This window comes from Pseudoalteromonas sp. ABV4_021, assembly GCF_056159365.1.
Genome location: NZ_JBSWVB010000001.1, coordinates 828,059 through 847,492, shown reverse-complemented (window position 1 = coordinate 847,492; position 19,434 = coordinate 828,059). Strand labels below are relative to the sequence as shown.

The 19,434-nt window shown below is 40.7% G+C and carries 20 protein-coding genes; 11 read left to right on the top strand and 9 right to left on the bottom strand.

The features are described from left to right. Positions 1 to 6: 6 nt before the first annotated feature. The 6 genes from ACXAFE_RS03980 to ACXAFE_RS03955 are packed head-to-tail and all read left to right on the top strand — an operon-like array spanning position 7 to position 6,205. Positions 7 to 468, top strand: coding sequence for a DUF4381 domain-containing protein (locus tag ACXAFE_RS03980; RefSeq protein WP_475148986.1), 462 nt, complete (start codon positions 7 to 9; stop codon positions 466 to 468). Then, on the top strand, positions 461 to 1,441 hold the full coding sequence (locus ACXAFE_RS03975) for a vWA domain-containing protein (RefSeq protein ID WP_475148985.1): 981 nt from the start codon (positions 461 to 463) through the stop codon (positions 1,439 to 1,441). The genes ACXAFE_RS03980 and ACXAFE_RS03975 overlap by 8 nt, the downstream gene beginning before the upstream one ends. After that, on the top strand, positions 1,438 to 3,330 hold the full coding sequence (locus ACXAFE_RS03970; protein ID WP_475148983.1) for a vWA domain-containing protein: 1,893 nt from the start codon (positions 1,438 to 1,440) through the stop codon (positions 3,328 to 3,330). The genes ACXAFE_RS03975 and ACXAFE_RS03970 overlap by 4 nt, the downstream gene beginning before the upstream one ends. Next, positions 3,324 to 4,940 carry a BatD family protein gene (locus ACXAFE_RS03965; protein WP_475148980.1) on the top strand — a complete coding sequence of 539 codons (1,617 nt, stop codon included), beginning with the start codon at positions 3,324 to 3,326 and terminating at the stop codon, positions 4,938 to 4,940. The genes ACXAFE_RS03970 and ACXAFE_RS03965 overlap by 7 nt, the downstream gene beginning before the upstream one ends. A gap of 10 nt (positions 4,941 to 4,950) precedes the next feature. Next, the gene (locus ACXAFE_RS03960) at positions 4,951 to 5,505 is read left to right on the top strand and encodes a sigma-70 family RNA polymerase sigma factor (protein WP_475148977.1); all 555 of its coding nucleotides are present in this window, start codon (positions 4,951 to 4,953) and stop codon (positions 5,503 to 5,505) included. Continuing rightward, on the top strand, positions 5,498 to 6,205 hold the full coding sequence (locus tag ACXAFE_RS03955; protein ID WP_475148974.1) for a DUF3379 domain-containing protein: 708 nt from the start codon (positions 5,498 to 5,500) through the stop codon (positions 6,203 to 6,205). Before ACXAFE_RS03960 ends, ACXAFE_RS03955 begins: the two co-directional genes overlap by 8 nt. A gap of 143 nt (positions 6,206 to 6,348) precedes the next feature. On the opposite strand, the gene ACXAFE_RS03950 is transcribed toward ACXAFE_RS03955, so the two are convergent. Continuing rightward, positions 6,349 to 7,902, bottom strand: a complete 1,554-nt coding sequence (locus ACXAFE_RS03950) for an AbgT family transporter (RefSeq protein ID WP_395389635.1) — start codon at positions 7,900 to 7,902, stop codon at positions 6,349 to 6,351. Positions 7,903 to 8,056: 154 nt separating this feature from the next. Between ACXAFE_RS03950 and ACXAFE_RS03945 the strand changes: the two genes are divergently transcribed. Further along, positions 8,057 to 8,590: an NUDIX hydrolase gene (locus ACXAFE_RS03945; protein ID WP_475148970.1), complete on the top strand. Its 534-nt coding sequence runs from the start codon at positions 8,057 to 8,059 to the stop codon at positions 8,588 to 8,590. 10 nt (positions 8,591 to 8,600) lie between these two features. On the opposite strand, the gene ACXAFE_RS03940 is transcribed toward ACXAFE_RS03945, so the two are convergent. Beyond that, complete coding sequence (locus ACXAFE_RS03940) at positions 8,601 to 9,173, bottom strand: MiaE family protein (RefSeq protein WP_054978515.1); 573 nt, start codon at positions 9,171 to 9,173, stop codon at positions 8,601 to 8,603. A 60-nt stretch (positions 9,174 to 9,233) separates the two neighbouring features. Continuing rightward, positions 9,234 to 9,902: a sulfotransferase family protein gene (locus ACXAFE_RS03935; RefSeq protein WP_475148966.1), complete on the bottom strand. Its 669-nt coding sequence runs from the start codon at positions 9,900 to 9,902 to the stop codon at positions 9,234 to 9,236. 20 nt (positions 9,903 to 9,922) lie between these two features. Between ACXAFE_RS03935 and ACXAFE_RS03930 the strand changes: the two genes are divergently transcribed. Then, the gene (locus ACXAFE_RS03930; RefSeq protein WP_010560702.1) at positions 9,923 to 10,669 is read left to right on the top strand and encodes an MBL fold metallo-hydrolase; all 747 of its coding nucleotides are present in this window, start codon (positions 9,923 to 9,925) and stop codon (positions 10,667 to 10,669) included. Positions 10,670 to 10,672: 3 nt separating this feature from the next. Here the strand turns inward: ACXAFE_RS03930 and ACXAFE_RS03925 are convergent, their stop codons facing one another. The 6 genes from ACXAFE_RS03925 to ACXAFE_RS03900 form a co-directional block, all read right to left on the bottom strand. Next, the gene (locus tag ACXAFE_RS03925) at positions 10,673 to 10,969 is read right to left on the bottom strand and encodes a hypothetical protein (RefSeq protein WP_010560703.1); all 297 of its coding nucleotides are present in this window, start codon (positions 10,967 to 10,969) and stop codon (positions 10,673 to 10,675) included. A gap of 1 nt (position 10,970) precedes the next feature. After that, positions 10,971 to 11,435, bottom strand: coding sequence for a cyclic nucleotide-binding domain-containing protein (locus ACXAFE_RS03920; RefSeq protein ID WP_054978518.1), 465 nt, complete (start codon positions 11,433 to 11,435; stop codon positions 10,971 to 10,973). 12 nt (positions 11,436 to 11,447) lie between these two features. Further along, on the bottom strand, positions 11,448 to 12,356 hold the full coding sequence (locus tag ACXAFE_RS03915; protein WP_475148956.1) for a M14 family metallopeptidase: 909 nt from the start codon (positions 12,354 to 12,356) through the stop codon (positions 11,448 to 11,450). A gap of 248 nt (positions 12,357 to 12,604) precedes the next feature. Beyond that, positions 12,605 to 13,660: a hypothetical protein gene (locus ACXAFE_RS03910; protein WP_475148953.1), complete on the bottom strand. Its 1,056-nt coding sequence runs from the start codon at positions 13,658 to 13,660 to the stop codon at positions 12,605 to 12,607. A gap of 211 nt (positions 13,661 to 13,871) precedes the next feature. Next, positions 13,872 to 15,320: a sigma-54 dependent transcriptional regulator gene (locus tag ACXAFE_RS03905; protein ID WP_475148950.1), complete on the bottom strand. Its 1,449-nt coding sequence runs from the start codon at positions 15,318 to 15,320 to the stop codon at positions 13,872 to 13,874. Positions 15,321 to 15,456: 136 nt separating this feature from the next. After that, complete coding sequence (locus ACXAFE_RS03900; protein ID WP_475148944.1) at positions 15,457 to 16,242, bottom strand: flagellin N-terminal helical domain-containing protein; 786 nt, start codon at positions 16,240 to 16,242, stop codon at positions 15,457 to 15,459. Between the two features lie 182 nt (positions 16,243 to 16,424). Between ACXAFE_RS03900 and pseB the strand changes: the two genes are divergently transcribed. Genes pseB through ACXAFE_RS03885 form a run of 3 tightly spaced genes read left to right on the top strand, consistent with a single transcriptional unit; the run spans position 16,425 to position 19,424 of the window. Further along, positions 16,425 to 17,426, top strand: coding sequence for a UDP-N-acetylglucosamine 4,6-dehydratase (inverting) (gene pseB / locus ACXAFE_RS03895; RefSeq protein ID WP_010560709.1), 1,002 nt, complete (start codon positions 16,425 to 16,427; stop codon positions 17,424 to 17,426). After that, positions 17,423 to 18,580, top strand: coding sequence for a UDP-4-amino-4,6-dideoxy-N-acetyl-beta-L-altrosamine transaminase (gene pseC, locus ACXAFE_RS03890; RefSeq protein ID WP_475148935.1), 1,158 nt, complete (start codon positions 17,423 to 17,425; stop codon positions 18,578 to 18,580). Before pseB ends, pseC begins: the two co-directional genes overlap by 4 nt. Further along, positions 18,573 to 19,424, top strand: a complete 852-nt coding sequence (locus ACXAFE_RS03885; RefSeq protein ID WP_475148932.1) for an aldo/keto reductase — start codon at positions 18,573 to 18,575, stop codon at positions 19,422 to 19,424. Before pseC ends, ACXAFE_RS03885 begins: the two co-directional genes overlap by 8 nt. The last annotated feature ends 10 nt before the right edge of the window (positions 19,425 to 19,434 follow it).

The following is a 19,434-nucleotide window of genomic DNA, read 5'->3' as shown; positions in this document are numbered from 1 at the left end:
GATTTAATGGCGACACCAACATCTCCGTTAGATAATTTGCATGATGTTATCGCACCTGCGACAGTGCCTTGGTGGCCTCTTTCGCTGCCCGCTATAGCAATCATTGCAGTAGTCCTATTGCTACTCGTTATTGCCAGCTATGCAATTTACCAACGTCATCTACTCAATAAAGCTAAAAAACAAGCAATTAAAGAAAGCAAAGCATATCAGTCTTGCGATTTAGATAATGTACAAGCGTTGCATTTATTATTGAAACGTCTTGTAAAACACTACTATGGGGCAGAAGCTGCAAGTCAAAGTGGTGAAAAATGGCTTGAGCTTGTCGCCGCAACATCAAAAACAACGCTCAGCAATGAAGAGCTAATGCGCTTATATCAAGCCGAAAATAATGAACCACTTACCGATTTCCATAACAAGCTGACACAGGCAATTTATCGTTTTAAAGTAAAAGGAGCGATTAATGTTTGAGTTTGCTTGGCCATTTGCCTTTTTATTATTACCACTACCGCTTTTACTGCGTAAGTTACAAAAAAACAAACAAGTCGCAACAGTTAGAACAACGGCGCTTTACCATAATCCGGTAGTGCAAACCGGTAACATATCGCAACCGACACGTTTTTCACTTTGGCCTTGGCTGATTTGGGCATGTTTGTGCGTCGCCCTCGCCCACCCTAAGTACTATGGTGAACCGATTCAGTTACCCAACGAAGGGCGCGAAATTATGTTGGCTGTCGATTTATCTACCTCAATGCGTGAGCAAGATATGCAATATCAGGGGCAGTACATTGATAGATTATCTGTAGTTAAAGCAGTACTTAACGAGTTTATTACTGCCCGCACTGGCGATCGACTAGGCCTTATTTTATTTGCCGATACCGCTTTTTTACAAACGCCACTGACTCGCGACTTAACCACAGTAGCTAAAATGCTAGAAGAAGCGCAAATTGGCTTGGTGGGTCAAGCCACCGCAATCGGCGACGCGCTCGGTCTTGCTGTGAAACGTTTTGCTTTAAAAGAAGACAGTAACCGCATACTTATTTTGTTAACCGACGGACAAAATACCGCTGGTAATTTAAGCCCTGAAGAAGCGCTGATCCTTGCGAAGGATGCGGGAATCAAAGTATATACCGTTGGTGTAGGTGCCGACAGCCAATCAAACTTTTTTGGCTTTCAAATGCAGCGTGGCAGCGCATTAGATGAAGGCTTATTAACAGAAATTGCACGTGATACCGGTGGCCAATACTTTCGCGCAACCGACGTGGCGAGTTTACAACGCATTTATCAAATGCTTGATCAGTTAGAACCAATTAGCGATAACAGTGAAACCGTAAGACCGCAAAAAGCATTGTTTTATATTCCATTATTTATCGCAGTGCTACTGCTATTCACGCAAACATTAGTAAATAGTATTCGCAGCTTAACAACACGGAGTGGCGCATGACGTTAGAATTTATTCGCCCTGAAGCCTTTTACCTATTACCGTTAGTTGCCTTGGTAATGGCATTGCAGTTTATTAAAAAACGTAAACATATTAGCAATAGTCCCATCGCCCCACACCTTGCACAATTTCTGTTAGATGGTGAAACCAAACACAGCAAAACCAATTCTCTGTGGTTAAGCTTATTTTTACTTGTCAGCGTTGTCGCACTTGCAGGACCGAGCTGGCAATCACAACCGTTACCAGTTTATCAAAGCAAGCATGCGCGCGTGATAGTGATGGATATGTCTCGCTCAATGTACAGCCAAGACATAAAGCCAAACCGCTTAACACAAGCACGTTTTAAAGCACTTACTCTGACCGATATTTTAAAAGAAAGTGACTTAGCACTTGTGGCGTACAGTAACGATGCTTACACCATTTCACCACTCACGTCAGACCACCAAACGCTCGCCAACCTCATTCCGAGTTTAAGCCCAGAAATTATGCCTGTGCCGGGTAGCAACACCTTTGCTGGTATCAATTTAGCGGTCGAGTTACTGAACCAAGCAAGCGTGACCAATGGCGAGATTTATTGGATCACTGATGGTATTGATGATTTTGATGAAAGCCGTGACATTGAGAAACTATTAAATAAGCACAATATCAAACTCAATATCTATGCGGTAGCAACCGAACAAGGTGCGCCAATTCAATTGCCAAACGAAGGTTTTTTAAAAGATAACTACGGGCAGATTGTTATTCCAAAAGCCAACTTTAGCCTTTTACAACAACTTGCCTCAAATACGGGTGGTAAGTTTAATTACTATCAAGTAAGTGATGCCGATCTTGCGCTATTTAAGCCTACAAACACAAACCAAGAAGATGTGGTAAAGCGTGAGCAAACCAGCCAACAACCCATTGATGGCGGTATTTACTTAGTATTTTTACTTATACCACTCGGTTTTATGATGTTAAAACACCAACCTAAATTTTTATTAGGCCTTTGCTGCCTATTTGTATTTAAACCAAGTATCAGTTACGCATTGTCACTACCGAGTTGGTTATTAAATGACGAGCAAAAAGCGCATCAAGCGTATCAACAGCAAGATTATAAAGCCGCAAGTAACGCTAAGACTGCGAATTTATCAGGCTCTGCGCTATACCAACAAGGTGATTTCGAAAACGCGCTCAAAAAGTTTAAGCAAGATAGCAGCGCAGAGGGACTTTATAATCAAGGTAACGCGTTAGCAAAATTAAATCGTTTTGATGAAGCGATTGAGGCTTATGACAAAGCCTTGGCTCAACAACCTGAATTTAAGCAAGCGCAAGAAAATAAAGCCTTATTAGAAGATTTGAAGCAACAGCAGCAAAATCAACAATCTCAAGATGGTGAAAATCAAGAGCAAGATAAACAGGAACAAGGCGACAATCAGCAACAACAAGACCAACAATCTGGCCAACAAAACCAGCAATCAAATGAGCAAAACCAGCAAAATGGTGAGCAATCTGAGTCTCAAGACCAGCAAAATCAAAATGGCGAAAAGAGCGAAGGTGAAAAGCAAGAAAATAACAATCAGCCGGATATGAAAGCTGAGAGTTCGCCTGAGCAAAAAGAACAAAAAGAACAACACGCTAATCCTTCAGATAAAGAGTCTGAACAACAGCCAGAGGGTGAAGCACAGCAACAAGCTAAACAACAGCAACAAGCTGAGCAGCAAATGCCACAACAGCAGGCTACGCCAGCGCCCGAGCTAACCCCTGAAGAAAAAGAGCAAGTCCAGATTATTAATCAGCTACTACGCAAAGTACCGGATGATCCGGCTATTTTGTTACGCAATAAAATGAAATTAGAAAGTCAAAAAAGATATCGTCAGCGCATCCAGCAGCAAGGAGTTGAGAAGTCATGGTAAGTCGCTTAGTTGTTTTAATTAGCCTTGTATTACTGCCTTTGCAAGCGATAGCAGCACTCACTGCTAGTGTTGATCGCAACCCAGTATTAGCCGGTGAATTCTTTAATTTGACAATTCGTGCTGAACAAAATGTAAAAGGTGAACAGCCCGATACCACACCACTCTTAAAAAACTTTGTAGTGGGTCCTACATCAGTGCGCAGCAACACCAGCATAATTAACGGCCAAGTAAATCACACCACACAGTGGCAAGTGGAATTAATGGCACGTAACCCGGGCACGTATGAAATACCCAGCTTTTCTGTTGCCAACATGCAATCTAATCCGCTTAGCGTTAAAGTCGTGCCATCATCAACCGCTGATAACCAAAGTAAAGATGTGTACATTGAAACGAGTATGCAAAGCGATACGTTATACGTACAGCAAGCTGGCGTATATACCGTTAAATTATTCCTTGCCAACGACTTAACTGAGGGGCAATTAGGCTCTCCAGAGCTAGAAACCGCTAATGTATCCCAGCTTGGTAAACAAAAAGAGAGTTACGAAATTATTGATGGCATTCGCTATTTAATTATTGAGCGTAATTACCTTATTCAACCGCAAAAAAGTGGTCAATACACTATTAAGTCGCCTTACTTTAAAGGCCGAATTCGCGACAATTACCGCACTCGTGCGGCAAGTGCTGTGGGTAAAGATATTCAGTTAAACATTAAACCTATTCCACAAAGTAGTTCTGGCAACTGGTTACCAAGTGAGTTAGTCACCTTAAATGAAGAATGGCAACCAGAAAAGCAGAGCTATCAAATTGGTGAACCAATTACCCGTACCATTACTGTTACGGCGCTTGGTATTACTAAAGAACAATTGCCAGAAATCAATTTGCCTACAATTAATGGCGTGCGCAGCTATTCAGACCAAGCGGAAAGCAATAACCTAGTACGCAATGGTAAAGTTATTTCACAAAAAGTAGAGTCATTTGCGCTTATGCCTCAAGCACCGGGCAGCTATACTTTGCCTGAGGTACGCGTACCTTGGTTTAACATTATTACCAACCGCACAGAGTACGCTACACTTCCTGAGCGCAAGTTAACTGTGGTTGGTGACCCTAACTTTGTGCAACCAGCCATCTCTTCGCCAATTCAGAACAACGCGTTACCTGAAAGTACGCAAACAAACACTGCGAATCAAACCACGTTTGAAACCCCGTTTTACTACTGGCCACTAGTCATTCTTGGCTATGTATTGTGGTTAATTACCTTAGTTATTTGGTGGATAAAACGTAAACCAGCAACGCAAACAGGCAATAACGATGTAACGCCCAAGCAAAACATAAGCCCCTTGCCTGCACTTAAAGAAGCGTTAAAACAAAATAATCAACGCGCGTTTTATCATCAACTGGTAAAGCTGTGTAAGCTACATACAGGCAGCGCAGATTTAACTAAACTCAACAATATGGTGAACAACTCGCAACTTGCTGAGTCGGTAAATCACTTACAAGCAAATTTATATGCAGGTAAAAATCACGCGGTCGACCTAAAGTTTGTTTACCAGCAGATAAATAATTTAAATAAAAAAACCAAAAGCGAGAATGAGTTAACCCAACTCTATTAAAATAGTTTCAATGTTTGGAAAGAAAAAACAGCAACGTCAGGTCTTAATTGACATGGCTGATAAACAAAAACGATATGAAGCGTTAGTGAATGTGTATCACAAAGAGCTATATCGCTTCGCATACTGGTTAGCAGGTGACCCAACGGTTGCCGAAGACCTGGTGCAAGAAACTTTTTTGAGGGCTTGGCGCTCGCTTGATTCACTACTTGACCAGCAAGCAGCTAAAGCATGGTTGATTACTATTTTACGGCGTGAAAACGCACGCCGATTTGAACGTAAGCAGTTTGATTACAGTGATGTCGAGCAAGACACTCTGTGCGATACGCAAACCTTAGATATGGAACAAAACGCAGAGCGTTCACAGCTGCAAAAACGCATTATGCAGCTCGATGAAGAATACCGTGAACCGCTGCTTCTGCAAGTAGTATTGGGGTTTAGTGGTGATGAAATTGCATCCATTTTATCACTTAACAAAAACACCGTAATGACACGACTATTTCGTGCTCGCAACCAATTGAAAGACAATTTACAACCAAGTTTACAAAGGGGGATCAACAATGGATGAATTAGAATTACGACGTCGTTTATATGCTGATCCTAATACCAGCGACAAAGACGTGCTCGATGCACTGGAGTTAGACCCAGATGCACACGCATTTAGTAAAGAGTTAAAAGCACTCGATAACGACATTGAGCAAGCACTTAACATCCCTGTGCCAGAGAACCTTGCTGAGCGCTTAGTGTTAAATCAGTCATTGCATGCGTTTCAAACTCAGCGTAAAAAAACGCGTGTTCATTTAGCATTAGCAGCATCTGTGGCGTTTTTATTTGGCGTGTCGTTCACTTATTTGAATATGGGCGCACCACTTAATTTAGAGCAACACGCACTTGCTCATATTTATCATGAGCCAAGTTCACTCACCAATGTAAACCACAACTTTAGTTTACAAGAAGTAAATGCAAAGCTTGCCAGCTTTGGTGGGAACTTTAGCGAATTACCAAATCAAGTAAGCTACCTTACCTTTTGTGATTTTAAAGGGCAAAAAAGCCTGCATTTGGTGTTTCAAACAGAGCAAGGCCCGATGACACTGTTTATTGTACCAAGCGAGAATCAGTATCGTACCGAGTCTTACTTTTCGGACGAATCATTTGATGGTGCGACTTACCAAGGTCATAAAGCAAATCTCATTTTACTCGGTGAAAAAGGCCAAGCACTCTCACCTTATAATGACAAATTGCAAAATTCACTGCAATGGCGCATTTAATAAAAAATAGAGTGTAACTTAAGCAAAAAAACAGCAGGTATTAACCTGCTGTTTTTGTTTGGGCTGTAAGCTAAACGTTATGCCAACGCAGTTTGCAAAACGTTTAGCCCACTAGAATGATTAGCTATTTAAGTGAACCGCTATTAGCCATAGGTATAACTTGCTTGTAAACCTAATTGTAAACCTAGGCCCCAGTAAGCAAGCAAGAACAAGGTCCAGCCAATCATAAAGGCAATTGAATATGGGATCATTAACGCGATTAATGTACCAATACCGGTATTCTTAACATACTTTTGACAGTACACCACCACTAGCGGGAAATAAGGCATTAACGGCGTGATAATATTCGAGCTTGAATCACCAATACGGTAAGCCGCTTGTGTTAAGTCTGGCGAAATGCCCAACTGCATTAACATAGGTACAAAAATTGGTCCTAGCAGCGCCCATTTTGCACTACTGGAACCAACAAACAGGTTCACAAAACCGGTTAAGAAAATAATGCCCACCACAGTAACCGCACTTGGTAGCTGCATTGCTTTTAGTACTTCGGCACCTTCAATGGCGAGTAATGCACCAAGATTCGATTGCGAAAACGCAGCAATAAACAGCGCACAGAAAAATGCCATAACCACATAATACGCCATGCCATGCATTGCTTTGGTCATTGCATCTATCATGTCTTTACTTGATTTAAAGGTACCCACTACAAAACCGTAAACCGCCCCAGGGATCCAGAAAACCAAGAAAATAATCGGCACGATAGATTGCATTAATGGTGCTTTAAAATCAGTAAGCGAGCCCTCTTTACTGCGAAGTGGAGAACTTTCGCCCCACGCAGCATAAGCAAGCAGTGCAAGACCAGCAATCATAACAGCTGAGGCAATATAAAAGCCTTTGCGTTCGGTGTCATTAATTTGGTCAAAACTCGGTAAGTCATCAGTGTTGCCATCAAGCTCAACCTTGTTTAGGCGCGGCTCGATAATTTTATCCGTAATATACCAACCAAGTAGCACGATAAATAAACTCGACGCCGAAGTGAAATACCAGTTGTTGAGCGGATTCACTTCAATAGTAGGGTCAATAATTTGCGCTGCGCTTTGGGTAAAGCTTTGCAGTAATGGATCGATACCCGATGGAATAAAGTTAGCACTAAAGCCACCACTTACACCGGCAAACGCCGCTGCAATCCCCACTAATGGGTGACGCCCCATGGCATAAAAAATCACTCCTGCAAGCGGAATTACTAACACATAACCTGCATCAGTAGCCGTATGACTCACTATCGCAATTAAAATTACACAAGGTGTTAATAGCGCCTTCGGTGTGCGTTTTAACATTAACTTTAGGCCAGTGTTAATGTAGCCCGAATGCTCGGCTACACCTACACCTAGCATTGCAACAAGCACCACACCGAGCGGTGCAAAGCCGGTGAATGTTTTAACCATGTTCGCTAAAAAGGCGGCAAGGTTATCACCAGTAAGTAAGTTATTAACAACTATCGCTTCGCCAGTGCGTGGGTCGATTGCTGAAAACGTGTAATTTGAAAAAATTGCAGAAAGTACCCAAATCAATAACATTGAGAACAAAAATATCATTGCCGGATCTGGCAATTTATTTCCTACATACTCAATACCATTAAGAAATTTATCTATGGGTTTTACTTTTTGTGTCTGTGCATCAGTGTTACTCGATGACATGGTATTTCCCTAATAGTTATTATTCTTGCTAATTTATCATAAACGATGTGGCGATAAAGGAAACTTAATTTGTTTTAACGTGTCGTTTAATTTGCGTTTATATTCTGATTTCACGGTGCTACTATGCGTGCCTTTTAACGATTTGGTAATTTTTATGCAGGTAATAAAAGAGTTTAATTTTGTTGATGAACTCGCGCTCAATCAGCATCAACGCGTATTGCGTCCCGCTACACGTGCTATTGTAACCAAAGGCCAAAACATTTTATTACTACACACCGAACGTTATCGTGATTACTCTTTGCCCGGTGGCGGAGTTGATCATGGCGAGAGCTTGCAGCAAGCGTTAATTAGAGAATTAACCGAAGAAACTGGCGCACGCGAAATTGATAATATTACGCCATACGGCTTGATTCGTGAGTTTCGTGCTAATTACAAGCAAACAGATCAATTAATCGAAATGCTCTCTTATTGCTTCACCTGCACAATTGACGATGAATTTGACCAGCAAAATTTGGAAGATTATGAAATTGCCAATGGCATGACGGTACACTGGGTGGATATAAATAAAGCCATTGCATATAACAAGCAAACAATGGCTGAATCAGATAAAAAAGGCATCAGCATAGTGCGCGAAACCTTTTTACTTGAGCATATTGCAGCAAATTTGCTTAACCCTTCGTGCGGATAAGCAAGGCTTATTAGTGAAGCGCCGCTGTATGCGGCAGCTTTGCACAAATTTCCGCTTCAGCGTGCAAAATCTCTTCTAAACGCGCATCCACTTCGGCTTTATCAAAATATTCGTACGCCAGCTCAACAAACAAAAATGCGTGCTTTTCTTCTGATTTTGCGATGGTAACGTAAAAGTCTTTTTCTTTACCCTCTGCAAGTGCTTCAGCTACTAGTGAGAAACGCTCGTAACCACGGGCTTCAATTACCGCAGCAACCAGTAAGCGGTCTAGTAAAAATACATCTTTACCTTGGCGAAACAATGCACGTAAATCTTTTACATATGAATCTTTAGTGTCTTTACCTAACGTAATATCGCGCTCCAACAAAATTTTCACCACTTGCTTAAAGTGGATCATTTCTTCAAGTGCTAAGTCGGTCATTGCGCGCACTAATTTACGGCGATCTGGGTAATGCGACAGCATTGATAGTGCCATGCCCGACGCTTTTTTCTCAGCGGCTGCGTGGTCTTGTAGAAAGGTATCAAAATCGGCCATTACCGCTTCAGTCCAAGAAAATGGCGTTTTGTATTTCAGTTCAAACATACTTGGCTTAATGTTAGTAATTCAAATTAGCCGCAGTTTAATGGTCAGCATCAAAGATGTCTATTTTAAATCCGCTTTACCATTGCGTGTTGAGTCGAGTTTTAGCGGGCTTTTAATCTGTTTCCACGCCGTAACTTTACCGTTTACGTTGAGCTGTTCAAAACCGCCTTTCTCTTGCTTACCTAGAAACGAACAAAATTGCTGATAACTGTTATCATCAGACAAGTTAATCACTAAGTGCTGGTTATTGATGCGCTGCAAAAAGTCCATTACCTTGGCTTTATGTGATAAATAACACTGTGTTAAATGCGTATCATCTAACATGGTTTGCTTATTTAGCGGATTAAAAACCTCGCCATAACAGCGTTTTAAGCTTGGAAAAAAACCACCGTGTTCAGTTAGCAGCCTATCTGACATTCGCGTTAACAATACTTTGATTGATGGCAACCAGCTTGCTAAATCCCGCTCAAGGTAAATAAACTTTGCCGTAGGATATTGCTGTAGCAGCGCCTCATAGTCGTTAAAAACCGGTGTGTCTGCGACAAACTCAGCACTATCTAACGTTGATTGAATATACACTGTATGCGCCGTTTTAAAGCCTAATGCGAGCGCAGCGGCACACACACTCGTTGTGCCAGTGCGGGGTAAGCCTAAAACAAAGATTTTCTGACTGCTAATAAGACACCTCTTGAGTGGTCTGATGAGTTGCGATAAGCTGAATAATATCACGTTTAAACAATGCGCTTATTATGCAACTACATAACTTAAATGGACACATACAATCGATCTATTTAGTAGAATATCCAGATAAATTAATGCTGTTGGACGGCTGCTGCCGCGCGGATTGTGAACTCGTTGCACGCTTTATTACACAAGAGCTAAAGCGTCCATTATCGGATCTAAAATTGATTATGGTTACACATATGCATCCTGATCATGCCGGTGGTGCACACAAACTGCGCCGTATGACAGGTGCAAAAATCGCAACATCAAACGCACCTGGTCATTGGTATCAAGGCTTTGATGGCATTATGATGCACATTACCGATATTTTATTAGCGCGTTGGGTTGCCAGCCGTAAAGGTAAAAAACAAGCCTTTATGTGGTACCCACGTAAGCTTAAGGCCGATATTTATTTGCCTGATGGTGTGAGCATTCCTGATTTCGATGAGTGGCAAGTACATCATAGCCCAGGCCATACTGACAGAGATATTTGCTTACATCACATTCCCAGCAATATGATTTACGTCGCCGACCTTATGGTGAACGTAAAAGGAAAACTGATCCCGCCTTTTCCAGTTTTTTACCCCAAGCGCTATCTTAATTCATTATTGATGCTCAAAACATTAAAACCAACCTCAGTACTACTTGCCCATGATGGCAAAATAAATTTCGCTGACATCGATTTTAATTACTTACTAAAAAAAGCGCCAAGTATCCCGATGACACATTGGCGCTCTGTAAAAAGTAAGTTAAAACAAATTACTAAAAGTTAAAGCCTAAGGCTTGTTAACCGCACAGCTGTTATACAATGTCATCCATTGCTCATAGCTGAGAGATGACGCTGTCTGACAAGTTTGCGCTTTAATTTCTTTTAGCTTGCCCGATACACAACCGGGTCTGAAATCGTGACGCATTGCAAAACGCTCTACCTCATATTGCTGCATTTCGCTCATGTAGGTCACAGGATAACGCTCACCATTACATTCGATTTGATTACTATTTCTTGGCGCAGTACTACACGCACTTAACGCGACAATCGCGCTTACCAAAGCCAATAATTTATATAATTTCATGCTAACTTCCTTGCAGTTTTTCAATCACTACGCCAAGTTTTTCAATGCGTTGGCTCATGCCTAAAATAATGCGATCTTTTATCTTATCGCGAATTGCGTAAGGCAATTTTTGCATTGCAGTATGTGAAATAGCCAACACGATAGTTTCAGTGTTCGCTTTGGCATTAATACTGCGACTATGTGTTTCGACAAATGATCCTTCGCCAACAAAATCGCCTGGCTGAATAGAAACAAGCGACGGTTTATGCTGCTGTTTAAACAACACTAGCTCACCAGACAACACAATATAAAGGTGGTTATCGTGTTCATTTTGCCTAAATACCATTTTGTCTTTTTTGAACAAATGCAATTCAGAAAATGACTCAACCACCATTTGCCTTTCTGCTAATGTAAGCGTTTTAAAAAATGGCAGGCGGTTAACTAACTCCATTTTTTTGATTAGGGGAATTTGTGTGATCAGTGCCACTAATTCTCTCCGTTACAATGCGTTCAAGTAGTTTAACCCGCCACGAATTGCGGCAACTTGTGCATCAATGCAATTTTGCTCATCCGCTTTAGGGCTATCCGGATACACTTCTGTGGTAGTGACATATGTTGCATCAGTAATACCAGCGCACAGAGATAAACCTTTACAGTCATAGTTGCATACGCCAAATTGTGAAATCGCTACGCCGATTAATTCACCATTTTCATCCGCCGGCGCAATATGGGTGACTTGTTCAACTGACTCAATAATGGCTTTTTGAAACGCCGCTTGAGGACGTTTTGAATCACCTACCAGATAAAACCCATCAGGAATATTCCAATTGGTATGCTGAACGCCATCACGTGCTGCTAATGCTGGGCGAAATTCAGAATTATCCGTATCTGTGGTTTCATGCAAATCAATATGCATTAAAAAGTCACTGTTAAGTTTGCTTAAGTAATTTAATACCGCCTGAGATTCAGGAGCTGGGGAATCATTAAAGAAAGATCGATTTGGATCGACGGCATAGGAATTCCAGCGATTAATGGTTTCAAATCCCCACGGGCTAATACAAGGTAGAATCACAAAATTAAACGTATCTGCAAAGTCTTTGACATCGTTTTTAGCAAATGCCAGAGCACCCATTACGCCGCTAGTTTCGTAACCATGTACCCCACCTGTAATTAAAATACATGGCTTATCTTGTTGCCAAGATTTAGAGCGCAGAGCAAAAAGAGTAAGATCATCACCGTAAGGCAGCTGCCCATAGCTTTCAATATCAAATACATCGGTTAGTTGGTTTATTTGTGAAATCACCAGCTGATTGTAATCACGCTTTTTTTGTTGCTGATTTAACCATTGTGACTTTTCTGCGTCATTCCACTTTTGACCAGGAATACCTATTGGATAATGTGAACTCAAACTACACCTTCTATTCAAAAATACAGAGTTGCTATCATATCAACTGGCTGAATAAATGACATAAAAAAAGCGGCTATTGCCGCTTGTATTAATCTCTATCACTCTGTGCAGCACTACTTTTACTCTCATAAGTGCGTTTGTGTTACAACGCTCGATGTGTCGCCTCGTAATCTAAACAAACATCGAGCAACGGTTTACGCTTCCCTATATGCGGGCAACAAGAAGAAAAGTTAGCTCAATGTTGCCAACTATATGATGCCAATATTTGGCGTTGCACGATACATATCTTTTTTCAACGACATCATCAGTGAGTTAAGTTGGTCATTCGGTTTTAAATCAGACTTCTGCACTTTTTCGCTGTAGTTGTAGCGTTCTTTTAATTCTTCGGTCACGGCTGCTAACTTGTTACGTGCCATACGAGATTTAGCTGCGAAGTTTGAAAATTCATCAGGCTCGATTGTGTAACCTTCGTATGCCTTTAATAAACGATGACAATCTTTTGCGATGGCGTAATCTCTAATTTTTTCATCCAGTACCATGCACGTATTATTAACTAGCTCGTAGCGCCATAAGTTCTTTTGCTGCCATGCGTACATATCAGGTTTTAACATTTGTCTGGCTTTTTCTGCACGAACACCCGCTAGAATTCGGTCGGCGTCTTGTTCAATTTGTTTTTTATCCGCGTAAAAATCTTCCTTATTGGTTTCACTAGCCTGAACCAATATAAAAACGATTTCTTGCAGTTCTTGATACTCACGTGCGATGGCTTTATCTAACCACTTTCTTAACTCTGGGTTATTATTTTTCTTCTTAACATTTTTACCTTCGTCAACAGCATGTAAAACCTGCGCGTTGTATTTTACTTGCTGTATTACCGAGTAAATATCCCATGTATCTGCGGTAGTGGTATATATAAAGTCCGCAGCTTGCTCATTTTTAAAATAAGGCTCAATACGACGATATAGCCCAGTGACATCCTCTAGTTTTTTGGCACTCACTACTGCTTGATAGTCAGATTCATCGGTATAGTATGCATCACGGGCAAGGAAGCTATGGTGGTACGAGGAAAAGCGGTCTTTCTCAGTTTTACTTTGCTCAAGTAATTTATAGCTTGTACTAATTTTTTGATACAGCTCTTGGTGCTGCTTTGAGCGATCTTTCGTAAGCTCAATTGTCAGTAGCTTTTCGTGTAGGTTTTTATTTTCTAAATTACGTTTAACAAATTCAATGTTATCCAAGCTATCGGGATCGCCACATCCAAGTAAAGACAAGGCTAAACATGCCGTAATTGTTAATTGTTTCATACTACCAACCTTATAATTATTATTTTCCTCAACCTCGATACAAAAAATTAACAATTATTACAGTTGAATTCAATATAATTTATCTTAGGTACAAGAAATATAGAGTCGAGACTCTAATTATCGTTTAGATTAATATAGGGGAAATGCCGACTGAATGGCCTACTGTTAACGCCAAAATGAATTAACAAGCAAGCCATTACTGTGAACTTATTTAGTTGTTTAGATTATACTTTTTCATCTTTTCAACTAACGTTGTGCGCCTTACACCAAGCACTTCAGCAGCGCGCGCTACCACGTTTTCATTGCGCTCAAGTGCTTGTTCAATTAAACACACTTCTAACTCTGCTAAATAGCTTTTTAATTCGATACCTTCTACAGGCAGTACTGCGGGTTGACTTGTATCAAGTGGAACATCAAAAGTATCGGTGTCGTTTTCTTCAAATTCACCAAAGCCTTCACTAAAAATATCGTTGAGGGCCTGACGCTCTAAAATCTCTTCTGGATACTCAGGGATATACTCTTCCACATCAATATGCTGATATTTTTTAGGCAGATCAGACACATCAACCACTTTTTCCGGAAACATAATTTGCATACGTTCAACTAAGTTAGAGAGCTCCCTAACGTTACCTGGCCAACCATGTTCTTTTAAACTATCAAGCGCTCGCTCGGTAAACTTTACATTTGCACCACCAACTGCAACGTTGCGCTTAATCAACTCTTGCAATAATAAAGGAACATCGTTTTTACGCTCACGCAGCGATGGATTTTCAATAGGAAATACATTTAAGCGATAATATAAATCTTCACGAAACGCGTCTTCTTCAATCATGGTTTCTAGATTGCGGTGCGTGGCTGCGATGATACGAACATCTGCTTTTATTGGTTTGCCGCCACCAACACGTTCGTATACACGCTCTTGCAAAACTCGTAGCAGCTTAACCTGCATTTGACTTGGCATATCACCGATTTCATCAAGGAATAAAGTTCCCCCTTGTGCCATTTCAAATCGCCCTTTACGCGTAGAAATAGCTCCAGTAAAAGCCCCTTTTTCATGACCAAATAACTCACTTTCCAGTAAATCGCCTGGAATTGCACCACAGTTAACCGGAATAAATGGCCCGCTGTTGCGATTAGACAATAAATGGATATTGCGTGCGACAACTTCTTTACCTGTGCCCGACTCACCTAAAATAAGTACATTCGCGTTTGTTTTTGCAACTTGTTGGATTAAAAAACGAATATGCTCAATTTCAGACGTCGCACCAATTAAACCGTCAAAGCGTTTTTCATTCTGCGAACTAGTTAAATTAGGTAAATGACGTTTGTATTCTTGACAATCGCGTAGCAATTCAGTGGTTGGCGCATAAGCGAAAGGCTCAGCTAAAATGCCAATAACGTTAGCCAACGATAATAGCGGTCGTAGCGTTTCACCAATTAGAATAAAAGGAGTCTCTGGCTGGCTTTTTATCAGCGTTTCATGATCATGACCGGTTAACGCACCTAAAAATACCGTTTCCACATGATGCAATGCTGATTCTTGCACATCTGTTGCTGTTGCCACTTTCGCGTGTTCCCCAATAAAACACAGTGATGCAACTAACTTATTTGCTCGATTCTCGTTTTCGTCAATAACCCAAGTGGAATTGGTAAGGCTCATATACGGGCACAATTATAATGTTATTCTAATTATTGTTTTATTGTAACGGCTTAGACCGATGTTGCAAGGTACAAGTGGCGGGATTTTGGCGTCAATTCAAAAAATTGACACCAAAGTTTGATTTATCACAAGCAAATTAAAGCAAGCCAAGTACTTGGCTGGCATTTTGATTTGCCTGCCCAGCAAGCGCTACCGATGCCTGTGAGAGAATATCACTAGCAGTGCGTTGAGAAATTGCTTGTGCGTAATCCGTATCTTGAATACGGCTTTGTGACGCAGCAACGTTAATTACACTGTTTGTATTGCTGCGTATTGACTGTTCAAATAGATTTTGACTAGCACCTAAACTTGCACGCGTATCATTGATGTCATCTCTGGCTTGAGCGGTCACCCCCAGTGCGGCTTGTGCTCCTGACTGTGTTGAGACATCAATACTGAGCACATTAGTGACCAAGTTACTATCACCTGCGTTTATCGACTGCACTTGATTAGCATTATCGCCAACTTGAAACTCAACATCGTTACCCGAAAATACCGCCTGACCGCCAAAAGTCGTATCACTAAAGGTATCGCTAATCGAATCTTGAAGTTGCGTAATTTCTTGTTGAATTGCACTGCGATCTGAATCTGTAAGCGCGCCATTTGACGCTTGCAGTGATAATTCTTCAATACGAAGTACTGATTCATTGACTCCTGACAACGCACTTTCAGCCACTTGCGAATATGATACCCCGTCATTGGCATTACGAATTGCCTGACTTAGTCCAGATTGCTGCGCTTGCAAGCGTTCAATAATATTTAATGCGGCAGCGTCATCTGACGCACTATTAACACGCTTACCACTGGCTAACTGTTCAGTTAACGTTTTTTTTGACTCTTCGGCTTTATTCAAGAAATTAAAACTTTGATTCTGCACTTTCATGTTTAAGTACCTTCAAATTGGATTGAGAGCAAAACACCTCGTTTAATTATAGTACAGCACGATGTTTTTTTAACCACCAATCAAGGAATTATTGACAAACCATTGGCATAAATACTGCTTAGTAAGCTAAAGTAATGAAAGTACTCTTTTATTTAAAAACTCTTGGATGCATGGGACACACTATGTTTAATAACAAAACAATTTTAATAACTGGTGGTACGGGGTCGTTTGGCAAAAAGTACGTTAATACGTTGCTCAAACATTTCCAACCCAAGAAAATCATCGTTTTTTCGCGCGACGAACTCAAGCAGTTCGAAATGCAACAAGAGTTTAATCAAGATTGTATGCGTTACTTTATTGGTGATGTAAGGGATAAAGAGCGCTTAAATAGGGCAATGAGAGGCGTAGATTACGTAATCCACGCAGCGGCACTAAAACAAGTTCCTGCAGCCGAATACAATCCAATGGAATGCATTAAAACCAACATCAATGGTGCTGAGAATGTTATTGATGCAGCACTTAATAATGATGTTGAAAAAGTCATTGCACTTTCAACCGACAAAGCTGCGAACCCAATAAACCTATATGGCGCAACAAAGCTTGCTTCAGACAAATTATTTGTAGCCGCCAATAACATTGCAGGTGGTCATAGAACTACATTTTCAGTCGTGCGTTACGGCAATGTTGTTTGTTCACGAGGATCAGTGGTACCAGTTTTCGAAAAATTCATTAACGAAGGCAAAGACCACATTCCAATTACCCACGAAGATATGACACGCTTTTGGATCAGCTTGCAAGAAGGAGTTGATTTCGTTCTTAAAAACTTTGAGCGTATGTTAGGTGGTGAGATTTTCGTGCCTAAAATTCCATCGATCAAAATCACCGATTTAGCATCTGCAATGGCCCCGAATTTGCCACAAAAAGTCATTGGCATTCGCCCAGGCGAAAAATTACACGAAGTAATGTGCCCTGCCGATCTATGCTATGACACATTTGAGTACGACGATCACTTCGTGATTGCTCCCGGCATAAAATTTAGTAGCCGAAGCAACGATTTCACAATTAATGCAATTGGTGAAAAAGGACGACCAGTAAAACCTGGTTATGAATATAATTCAAAAGATAATCCACACTTTTTAAGTGTCGATGAAATAGCCGAATTCAATGCACAGGCTGTAAAATGATCCCATACGGCAAGCAGCACATTAATCAGCAAGATATAAATGCTGTTGTTGATGTTTTAAAGTCTGACTTTATTACACAAGGTCCTGCTGTTTCATTATTCGAAAAAGCTATTGCAGAATATGTCGGTGCGAAACATGCGATTTCTGCTAGTAATGCAACAGCTTGTTTGCACCTTGCGTGTCTAGCGTTAGGTATCGGTAACAACGACATCGTTTGGACATCACCTATTTCGTTCGTAGCATCAGCAAACTGTGCATTATATTGTGGTGCGCAAATTGACTTTGTAGACGTAGACCCGCAAACGGGCCTTATGAGTGTTGAATCACTCACAAAAAAGCTCGCCGACGCCAAGCAACAAAATAAATTACCAAAAGCGATTATTCCCGTACACTTAGCGGGTCAATCGTGCGATATGCAAGCGATTTATAATGCTGTAGCGCCATATGACATTCATATTATTGAAGACGCTTCTCATGCCATTGGTGCAAATTATCAAGATAGCAAAGTCGGCAATTGTAAGTTTTCTGACATATGTGTATTTAGCTTTCATCCAGTCAAGATAATTACAACTGGCGAAGGCGGTATCGCAACAACTAATAGTGATGTGTTAGCGAAAACGCTAAAACATTTATCAAGTCATGGGGTTACACGGAACCCAGCTGAACTCACCGAGGATCACGGCCCTTGGTATTATGAGCAGCACATGCTTGGTTTTAATTACCGCCTAACCGATATTCAAGCGGCTTTAGGACTTAGCCAATTAAACAAACTCGATGAATTTGTTGCTAAGCGCAATAAACTCGCTTCATTGTATGATTCGCGTTTAAAGCACGTCGACGTAACTCAATTACAGCGTGATAAACAATGTTATAGCAGTTTCCATCTCTATATCATCAATTTAAATAATCCAGCTAAACACAAGCACTGCTTTGAGCAATTACGTCACAATAAAATTGGCGTAAACCTACATTACATTCCGATACATATACAGCCCTATTACAAAAAATTAGGCTTTAAATTAGGTGATTTCCCCCATGCTGAGCGTTACTACCAAAGCGCGATAAGTTTGCCGCTCTACCCTGATTTAACGGAGCAAGAAATCACTTATATTTGTAACACCCTTGATAAAATACTAAATACCCGCGATGCCTAAGTTAGCACTTGGAACAGTACAGTTAGGACTTGATTACGGGATCAGTAATAATCAAGGCAAAGTCTCAATTGAAAACGCTCAGCAATTACTTATGCAAGCTGAAAGTTTATCTATTGATATGCTTGATACTGCAGCAATGTATGGCAGCAGTGAACGTGTTTTAGGCCAAATTGCTAATGATAGTTTTAAGCTTGTTACAAAACTTGCTATTGATACCGATGCAACGATCAACGTGAGCCAATTGCTTCAGGAATCTCTTATTAAACTAAGTAAACAAACAATTTACGGTGTAATGTTGCACGATGCAAACGTGTTAAACAGCTCACAGTCCATTGAAATCGCTTTGCAACTCGCTGAATTAAAGGCAAAAGGATTAGTACATAAAACTGGAATGTCACTTTACTTTCCAGAACAAATAAAGCTATTTGAAATACTTAAACCGGATATAATTCAAATACCTTTAAATGTATTAGACCAGCGTTTTTTACAAGATGGTTTATTAACCAAAATGAAAGAGCAAGGTATTGAAATTCACGTACGTTCTGCATTTTTGCAAGGATTGCTACTAATGTCGCCAAAGTCACGCACTCATTTCTTTTCGCAATTCAGCGAATTAAATGCCTTCGACAGCTTTGTTGATTCAGTATCTCACTCTAGGCTCGAAATTTGCTTAAGTTTTCTAAAATCAATTGATGAAATTGATCGAGTTGTTGTTGGCTGTTGTTCGGCATCAGAGTTAGCACAAATTCACACCGCCTGGCACACCAAAGTTAATGTCAGTTACCACCAATTAGCTTGCACCAATAACTCGCTCATTATACCAAGTAACTGGCCACACCTTTAAAATAGAGGAA